Below are 7600 nucleotides of genomic sequence, written 5' to 3' on the forward strand. Positions count from 1 at the left end.
AACCAAGATTTGTGTGCACGCTTGCCGGTTCATATTGTGACCCAGGGTATGGGGTTGAGTGGCGACAATGCGCTGGCCTTCAGAAATCACCTGCTTAAAAGTACGATCATGGCGCGGACCTTGCCAATGGAAGAAGTGATGGAATCCGCGGCGGAGGTAGAGCGAATGCTGCGCGAGGTAATTAGTGCGCGTCGGCTTGCGCCCGCAGACGATGTTGTCAGTGGCTTGGTACAGTGTGTTCTCGATACCGGTGACGGCGCATCGCGGGGCCTCCTCGATGATGAGATCTTTGCTTATGCTCGGTTGATCATTCTTGCCGGGGGTGGCACCACCTGGCGGCAGCTTGGTATTACCCTGTACCAATTGCTTAGCAATCCAGCACTTTGGAATGCATGCCGAGATAACCGCAATTTAATTGAGGCGGCGATAGAGGAAGGTGCTCGGTGGATGCCAACAGACCCCACGTTCCCGCGCTTAGTAAAAGAAGATGTTGAACTCGCTGGGGTAAAAATCCCCGCCGGCTCCCGGGTTGATATTTGCTTGGGCGCTGCAAATCGCGATCCTGCTGTGTGGGAAAACCCCGATGTGTTCGACATATTCCGCCCCAGAAAATCCCACCTGGGTTTTGGTATGGGGCCACATCGCTGCCTCGGCATGGAAGTGGCAAAGCAGGAAATGATCGTGGCTATCAACGGCTTAATGGATCGCTTCCCGAATATTCGCCTAGACCCAAACGCTGAAGAACCGGAGTTAGTCGGTGATCTTGAGCAGCGTGGCATGTCGGCGATTCCGGTACAGCTTTTTTAAGTGACTGATTTCCACTCAACCTTAAGAGGCACCGCTTGATGGCTGCATCCTGTGCAATTGTTGGATTGGGTATGACCGCTCAGGGTATCGGTCTTGGCATAGAGGCGCGGGAGTTGCGCGCCCAGGCTGTTGATCTCGCCCTGCAGGATGCCGGCCTCGAGCGGGATGCCATAGATGGCTATATACGCTGTTTCGTCGACCGGGAAGATTTGCGCTATATGGGGCTGTCGCCGAATTTTTCAGTATCCATGATGACCGGCGGGGCGACCCCCGCCTTTAGTATTCTCTCTGCCATGGGCATGATCATGTCGGGGCAAGCGGAGATGGTGGCCTGTGTTTACGGAGAAGCTCACTCAAATCGCGCGGCGCGGGGTGGTCAGCCTATAGGCGCCTATGGCTATGGCTACCCAACACTGTATGGCCTAATGGGCGCGGCGGCGACCCATGCATTTCACGCGCGCCGACATATGCATCGTTTTGGGACTAGCTCTGAACACTTAGGCGCGGTAGCGGTAACTCAGCGCGAATATGCCGTTAATCGGCCCGGCACGCTAGGGTATGGCAAGCCGATGACCTTGGCGGAGCATCAGGCGTCGCCCCTAATTGCCGATCCGTTCCGGCGCTTGGATTGTACCCGGGATACTGACGGTGGTGTCGCGCTGTTAGTAACGACCGCGGAACGTGCCAAATCGCTTCATGCCAAACCCATTTATATTCTCGGTGGTGGCACTGGGCATAATATTGGCAATTGGCACACAGGGGCACCCTTTGATAATCACGACAATATTGCGCCTGCCAAAGCGCGTGCATTCAAGCAAGCCGGTATGTCGATTGCGGATATTGATATGGCGCAGCTTTACGACCCGTTCACCATTTCACCACTGATGCAGCTTGAAGCCTATGGCTTTGTGCCAGAGGGCCAGGGCGGTCCATTTTATGCAGAAGGTGGCGCAAGAGCGGACGGGCTTATTCCCACCAATACTGGCGGAGGTCAATTGTCCGGTTATTACACGACCGGCTTTACCGGCATTATGGAGTCTATTATCCAATTGCGGGGCGAGGCTGGCGCGGGGCAGTTAAGTAAGGCGAGTACGGCCTTGGTTAGCGGCCACGGTATGAACGCCGGTGTTCAGAATACCTGGGCGCATGCCAGCCTAATTCTCGGGAATACACCGTAATGAAAACCAATAATGCGGGGCGCTGCTATGGGTGATACATCCGCGCTGGATGCGCAACAGTCAAAATTAAACGCCGTGTTGAAACTTGGCGGCGATCCGGCGGATCTGCCATTCTGGGACGGCTGTGAAGTGGGCCAGTTTATGCTCCATCGCTGCAATGTCTGCCAGCGCGCATATTGGCCAGCGAGTCGTTGTATTGAGCACGGCGACGAATCCATGGTGTGGGTGGCGGCATCGGGTCGGGGAACGCTGCACACCTATACTATTATGCATCGCGCCTATATTCCGTCGATGAAAGACAAGGTGCCCTTTGTGGTCGGTGTTGTGGAGCTGGAGGAAGGGCCTTTTTACCACAGTAATATCATCGACTGTGATCACGATAGCTTGCGAGTGGGTATGAAGTTGATGGCCAAAATGGCGTTGCACGAGAGTGGGTTAACCGTACCGATGTTTGTCGCGGTCTAGTGTATATAGGCCGAAGAACCCTAAAGCGTATCGAAAGCGGAATATGCAATGACAAAAATAATTAGAATTCAGCCGGGTATGTTATGTAATGTCGCGGCCGAAGTGCCGACCGCACTGACTGGGGTGCTTGATAAACATTGGTTGTCTACTGTTTTAGCGCCGCTTTCTGGTGGTGCCAAAATTGCCACGCTGGAATTGCAGGATGTCGTGAAAGCCATGGCGTCTAAGGTGCGAATTAAAGTTAGTTTCGAAAATAAGCCCGACGATTTTTATCCTCTCTGTATAAAAGGTTTTCTTGATTTTGACCTTGGTAGTGGCGGCGATATTACAACATTTCGTGAAGCCGGCTTTTACTCTGAGATTGCACCCCATCTAGATATGGTTGTGCCACCCTGTGCGGCGGTGGTGCGGGACCAAGTAAACAAGCGCTGCGTTATTATTATGGCCGACTTAATTGATGAAGAGGCCCATTTTTTTAATGCCCTAGAGCCTTTTAATAGTGATCAAGTGACGGAAACCCTCGATCAATTAGCGAGGCTGCACGCGCGACCGGAATTGCTGCAGGGTCAAGATTGGCTGCCCTCACGGATTTCAGATTTAGCTGAAAAAGAGTCAATATACCCGTGGTCTAAAATTCAAAACCTGATGCGCGATGAGCGCTCGCTAGGCTTACCCGCGGCGACAACGGATGCGGAAAATTTAAAATTAGGTATCGAGGCATTAGCGGCAATGCTTGCTGTGCACCCAAGCACAATTCTTCACGGCGACTGTCACCCAGGGAATGTCTATCGTCTAAAGTCTGGGGCCTTGGGCTTTACTGATTGGCAATTGGTGCAGAAGGGGCACTGGTCACTTGATGTGGCTTACCATATTGCTGCGTCACTGCCTGTTGATCTCGCTGAGCGGGAAGAGCGAAATTTATTAAATCACTATTTGGATGCGGTGGCGCAATATGGCGGTAGGCGCATTCCGCAAAATTATGCCTGGGATCTCTATCGCTGCGCGCCAATCTATGGCTATTACCATTGGGCGATCACACAGCGAGTTGCGCCACCAATTACCAAACAGGCATTTCAGCGCCTTGGCGCGGCGGTTACTCGCCATGAAAGTTACCAGCGATTAGGTATCCGCTAGGATAAGCGCACGCCTTATTTCTTCGCTTTTGGTGGCGGTACCGCTTTAGCGCCAGCCAGTACGATATCAACGACAGAGTCTATATAAGCTGGCTTTACCGTTTCACCCAGGGACATCAAGCGCCTTAGTATCGGTGCCGAAAACATATCGCTAACCAATTCGGCGTCGGTGTGGGCGGGTAGCTCGCCGCGCTCGATACCGCGTTGAACGATAGAGGTACGGTAGCCCCGAGCTCGGCCGAGTAATTCTTCTGCGATAGGTTTGAGTGCTGGGTCAGTGCAATTATTGAGTGTCAGCATCGCGCCGCGGGCGACGGGATTTTTGGTTCGTTTAATCATGATCCGTAGATATTGCACGAGATCGTCGCGAAGCACGCCGGTATCTGGAAATTCGTGTTCGGTGACATAGCTATTGCGAATGGCCTCTACGACCAATTCATTCTTGGTTGGCCAGCGCCGATATATGGTTGTTTTATTCACGCCAGCGCGTTCCGCTACGTCCTCTACGCGAAGGGCAGAAAAGCCGACGTCGTTGAGTTCTTCGCAGGTAGAGCGAAGTACATCGCTGACCACTTTGGCGGCGCGGCCGTGCTTTTGTATGCCGGTTGTACGTCGGTCGTTAATCTTTGTGTCGATATTGCTCACCCTAGTATCCGTAAAAATCTATAAATCTAATGCTATGAAATAAAGTAATGAATTAGAGAGCTTAGTTCAATAGTAACGAATTTACTCGAACTCAATCATTGTAAAATTACCCTAATGATGCGAGCTAGCTCAAATCCTATGGCTTTCTTTTGGGCTTGTCATTGGCAATTCCGGCCACAAATGACAGCAATAAAATCGTAGGGTGTTAGATTGAATTAGTGAATATCAAAAAGCAACATGTAGTTGCCAAAAGAGATGAATTAAGGTAGCTTGTAATTCTCAGGTTGCTCAAATACTAATAAAGATAGGCAAACTATAATGCGTCCGTTACCTGCTTGTTCACTTAGCACTTTATCTTGTTTTGGAATGCTTTTATTCGCTTTGCATGGCAATGCCGAGGAGCGTGAAAACGAGGCAAAAGAAATTAGAGGTAAAGCGCCGATATTAGAAGAGGTATTAGTGTCAGCGCGACGGCGCTCTGAGGATTTACAAAAAACACCGGTCGCGGTGTCTGCGTTTTCCGCTGAGGATCTCAAGGCCTATAACGTTGACAGTATTGGCGATATAACCCGGATGACGCCTGGTCTAGATCGTTATGAAGGCCGTAAAGAAGCGAATTATTCAATTCGTGGTATTGGCCGGGGGCGATCAACCGACGGTACGCTAGATCCATCAATTGGTGTTTATATTGATGGTATTTTTCTCGCTCGACATGACTCCCAACTACTCGATACCGTCGATGTAGAAAGTATTCAAGTGCTACGTGGCCCACAGGGAACGCTGTTTGGCAAGAACACCATTGGCGGCGCGATCATTGTTACCACAAGGGAGCCTAGTAATGAATTTAGCGCCGCGGTGTCGGGGACCTTAGGCAGCTTTGGTAAAAGTGACGGCCAGCTAGCGATGGATATTCCCTTGGTACAAGATAAATTGCTTTCGCGTTTAACAATTGCCAAGCGTACCGGTGATGGGTGGGCAAGGGATGTCGACAGCAATAGGCCAGTGGGCAACGATAATAGTATTACCGTCATCGCTCAATTAATGGCTAACTTGAGTGATAATTTGCAAATGAAATTGATGGCAAATTACAGCGATCAAGACGAGCAGACTGAGCCCTACACCTGTGAATTGACTAACCCAGAAGGTTTGGTGGCAACCGCTCGTAAGCCTGGAAACCCTAAAACCTACGCGGAGGCCTGTCAGGATTCCACTGCGTTAATCGAACAAGACAAGGTTAATCCAGAAAATTACGGCTTGTCGCAGGGCACAGACCAGTTGCTCATTGGGACAACGTTTACCTGGGATACCGCCTATGGTGTTCTGAAAAGTATCACTACCTTCAATGAGCGTGGTGCCAGCCCCGAAAATAATAATTTTGACGGTACCGACGTACTGCAGTTAGTTAATCGCGACATTATTACTGAGCGCCTTAAATCCCAAAATTTAATATCGGGTGATACAGATACTCGCTGGGGTTGGGGGCAGGAAATTCAGTTTAATGGCGAGCTTTTCGACAGCAGAATGAATTATACCGTAGGTGCCTTTGTGTCTAGAGAGTCCCTGGATAAATTGGTAGGGGGACAAATGCTGACTAAGGAGGGCTATTTCGGTCTGTATACCCTGCCGGGTGTCGCTGATGCACCACCGGGGACAATTTTTGTGTTCGGTGCTGACCTCGGCGATATCCGATCTTTTGACAATGATTCCTATGCGGTATTTGGCCAAACATCGATTGATCTGAGCAAGGATGTTCAGCTGACACTGGGCACGCGGTATACCGTGGAAAATCGCGCCTTGCAAGCAGTGGATTGGAATGCGGCAAACTCGACACCACCGCTGTATGCCGGGATTCCGCCAGTGACGGGGTCGGCGCTGCCATTTTTATTGTTAACGGACGCGCAATTTGATTCTTTAGAGGGCACCGTCGCGGAATATGCGCTAGGGGAGGCTCAGGAAGCGAAGCTCCAGTTTCAAAATATTTCCTCTATGTTGAGCCTGTCATGGGATGTCAGCGAACGTTTCGAGATCAATAATGTGAGCGATATGATGATGTATATCACGCTTGCGCAAGGCTTCAAAGCCGGTGGCTTTACAACCTTGTACGGGGAGCTTGCTACCTTTGAGCCAGAGGAGCTACTGAGTACTGAATTTGGTTTGAAAATGGATTTATTTGACAAACGTATGCGTGTGAATATGGCGGCCTATAATTCTGCTTACACTGAGATGCAAATGTTTGTTGTGCAATTTGACTCAAACTTTGGCGGAGACTTTGGCACAACCAATGCGGGTAAATCCCAGATCAATGGCGCTGAGATCGAACTCACGTACTTGCTTGGCCAAAGCTTGCGCTTGTCGGTGACATCCAGTTATAACAAAGCAGAATTCGAGGAGTATGATGATTTTGCCGTGAATCGCATTACCGGAACGTCTGAGCCCATCGACAGAAGTGATGAACCCTTCCCCTTTGTTCCTGAGTGGAGTCATAGTGCGGCACTGAGCTATACCCTTGATACCGCCAGTCTTGGCTATTTTGATTTTACCTGGCTGACCACCTATCGCGACCAAATATTTATGGGTCAGGATTACAAATCCGGGCTGCCGGAATTTGTCGATGCCTCGACGACGTCTTCTTATTCAATTACCAGCCTTCGCGCGACGTGGAGTCCTTTAGCGGATGGCGCATTAAAGGTCTCGGTGTTTGGCAATAATATTTTTGATAAAACCTACACTGCCTGGGGTGTGGCGATTGCGGATAATACCGGTACTAACGGCATTATCCGCGGTGCGCCAACAAGTTGGGGCATGTCGTTTGATTACGAGTTTGGTGGTTAGCGGGAGCTTGTGAGTTTAGTTTGGAGGCTTAATCTGGCGCTGTCGTAGTTGTCTGGCAATAATCAGCGAAGATAGCTTCTTGCGTTCGATATAAAATTAAAAATAAAAGAGAAAGTTATGCGATCAATAGACCAAATTATTTGCCTATGGGTAACGCCAATTTGCGCAATTTTGATTGTGCTCGCGTTTATCTTTTTTCCCGGCTTCATGCCGCCTATGTCACCGACCATGTCAGAGACCGAGGTTGCTGAGTTTTTCCGGGAAAATGTCTCCGCAATTCGTTGGAGCATGGTGACCTTTAATTTATTTGACGTCATGTTTTTATCGATGTTTGTTGTTGCCGGCGTTCAGATGAAGCGCATGGCGACGCCGAGCCCTGCGTTGGCCTATGCATTTATTGGATCGACAGCGAGTGTTGTCACCTTATTCACAGTCGCAGATCTAATGTGGTTGGTGGCGGCCTTTCGACCCGAGCGGAGTCCTGAAATAACGGTCTTGCTAAATGATATGGCGTGGATATTTTTTGTAACGCCAGTTGGT

At 50.1% G+C, this 7600-nt stretch carries 7 protein-coding genes; 6 read left to right on the forward strand and 1 reads right to left on the reverse strand.

Going from position 1 to position 7600, the window contains the following annotated elements:
- The 4 genes from ABYT30_RS12760 to ABYT30_RS12775 form a co-directional block, all read left to right on the forward strand.
- Window positions 1–807 (forward strand): cytochrome P450 (locus ABYT30_RS12760; protein WP_373096808.1); only part of this gene is annotated, 807 nt, incomplete at its 5' end.
- A 38-nt stretch (window positions 808–845) separates the two neighbouring features.
- Window positions 846–1985 carry a thiolase family protein gene (locus ABYT30_RS12765; protein ID WP_373083162.1) on the forward strand — a complete coding sequence of 380 codons (1140 nt, stop codon included), beginning with the start codon at window positions 846–848 and terminating at the stop codon, window positions 1983–1985.
- 27 nt (window positions 1986–2012) lie between these two features.
- On the forward strand, window positions 2013–2450 hold the full coding sequence (locus ABYT30_RS12770; protein WP_373083161.1) for a Zn-ribbon domain-containing OB-fold protein: 438 nt from the start codon (window positions 2013–2015) through the stop codon (window positions 2448–2450).
- Window positions 2451–2498: 48 nt separating this feature from the next.
- Complete coding sequence (locus tag ABYT30_RS12775; protein ID WP_373083160.1) at window positions 2499–3584, forward strand: phosphotransferase; 1086 nt, start codon at window positions 2499–2501, stop codon at window positions 3582–3584.
- A 14-nt stretch (window positions 3585–3598) separates the two neighbouring features.
- Here ABYT30_RS12775 and ABYT30_RS12780 read toward each other — a convergent pair whose 3' ends face one another.
- The gene (locus ABYT30_RS12780) at window positions 3599–4228 is read right to left on the reverse strand and encodes a TetR/AcrR family transcriptional regulator (RefSeq protein ID WP_373083158.1); all 630 of its coding nucleotides are present in this window, start codon (window positions 4226–4228) and stop codon (window positions 3599–3601) included.
- Between the two features lie 318 nt (window positions 4229–4546).
- On the opposite strand from ABYT30_RS12780, the gene ABYT30_RS12785 reads away from it, so the two are divergent.
- Window positions 4547–7060, forward strand: a complete 2514-nt coding sequence (locus tag ABYT30_RS12785) for a TonB-dependent receptor (protein ID WP_373096810.1) — start codon at window positions 4547–4549, stop codon at window positions 7058–7060.
- 117 nt (window positions 7061–7177) lie between these two features.
- Window positions 7178–7600 (forward strand): hypothetical protein (locus ABYT30_RS12790; RefSeq protein ID WP_373096812.1); only part of this gene is annotated, 423 nt, incomplete at its 3' end.

The sequence above is a fragment of the Zhongshania sp. genome, assembly GCF_041623545.1.
In the GTDB taxonomy this organism is placed as follows: domain Bacteria; phylum Pseudomonadota; class Gammaproteobacteria; order Pseudomonadales; family Spongiibacteraceae; genus Spongiibacter.

What these genes read in the sequence shown, in the direction of transcription:
- ABYT30_RS12765 (WP_373083162.1), top strand. Translation starts at nt 846, where the DNA reads ATGGCTGCATCCTGTGCAATTGTTGGATTGGGTATGACCGCTCAGGGT.
- ABYT30_RS12770 (WP_373083161.1), top strand. Translation starts at nt 2,013, where the DNA reads ATGGGTGATACATCCGCGCTGGATGCGCAACAGTCAAAATTAAACGCC.
- ABYT30_RS12775 (WP_373083160.1), top strand. Translation starts at nt 2,499, where the DNA reads ATGACAAAAATAATTAGAATTCAGCCGGGTATGTTATGTAATGTCGCG.
- ABYT30_RS12785 (WP_373096810.1), top strand. Translation starts at nt 4,547, where the DNA reads ATGCGTCCGTTACCTGCTTGTTCACTTAGCACTTTATCTTGTTTTGGA.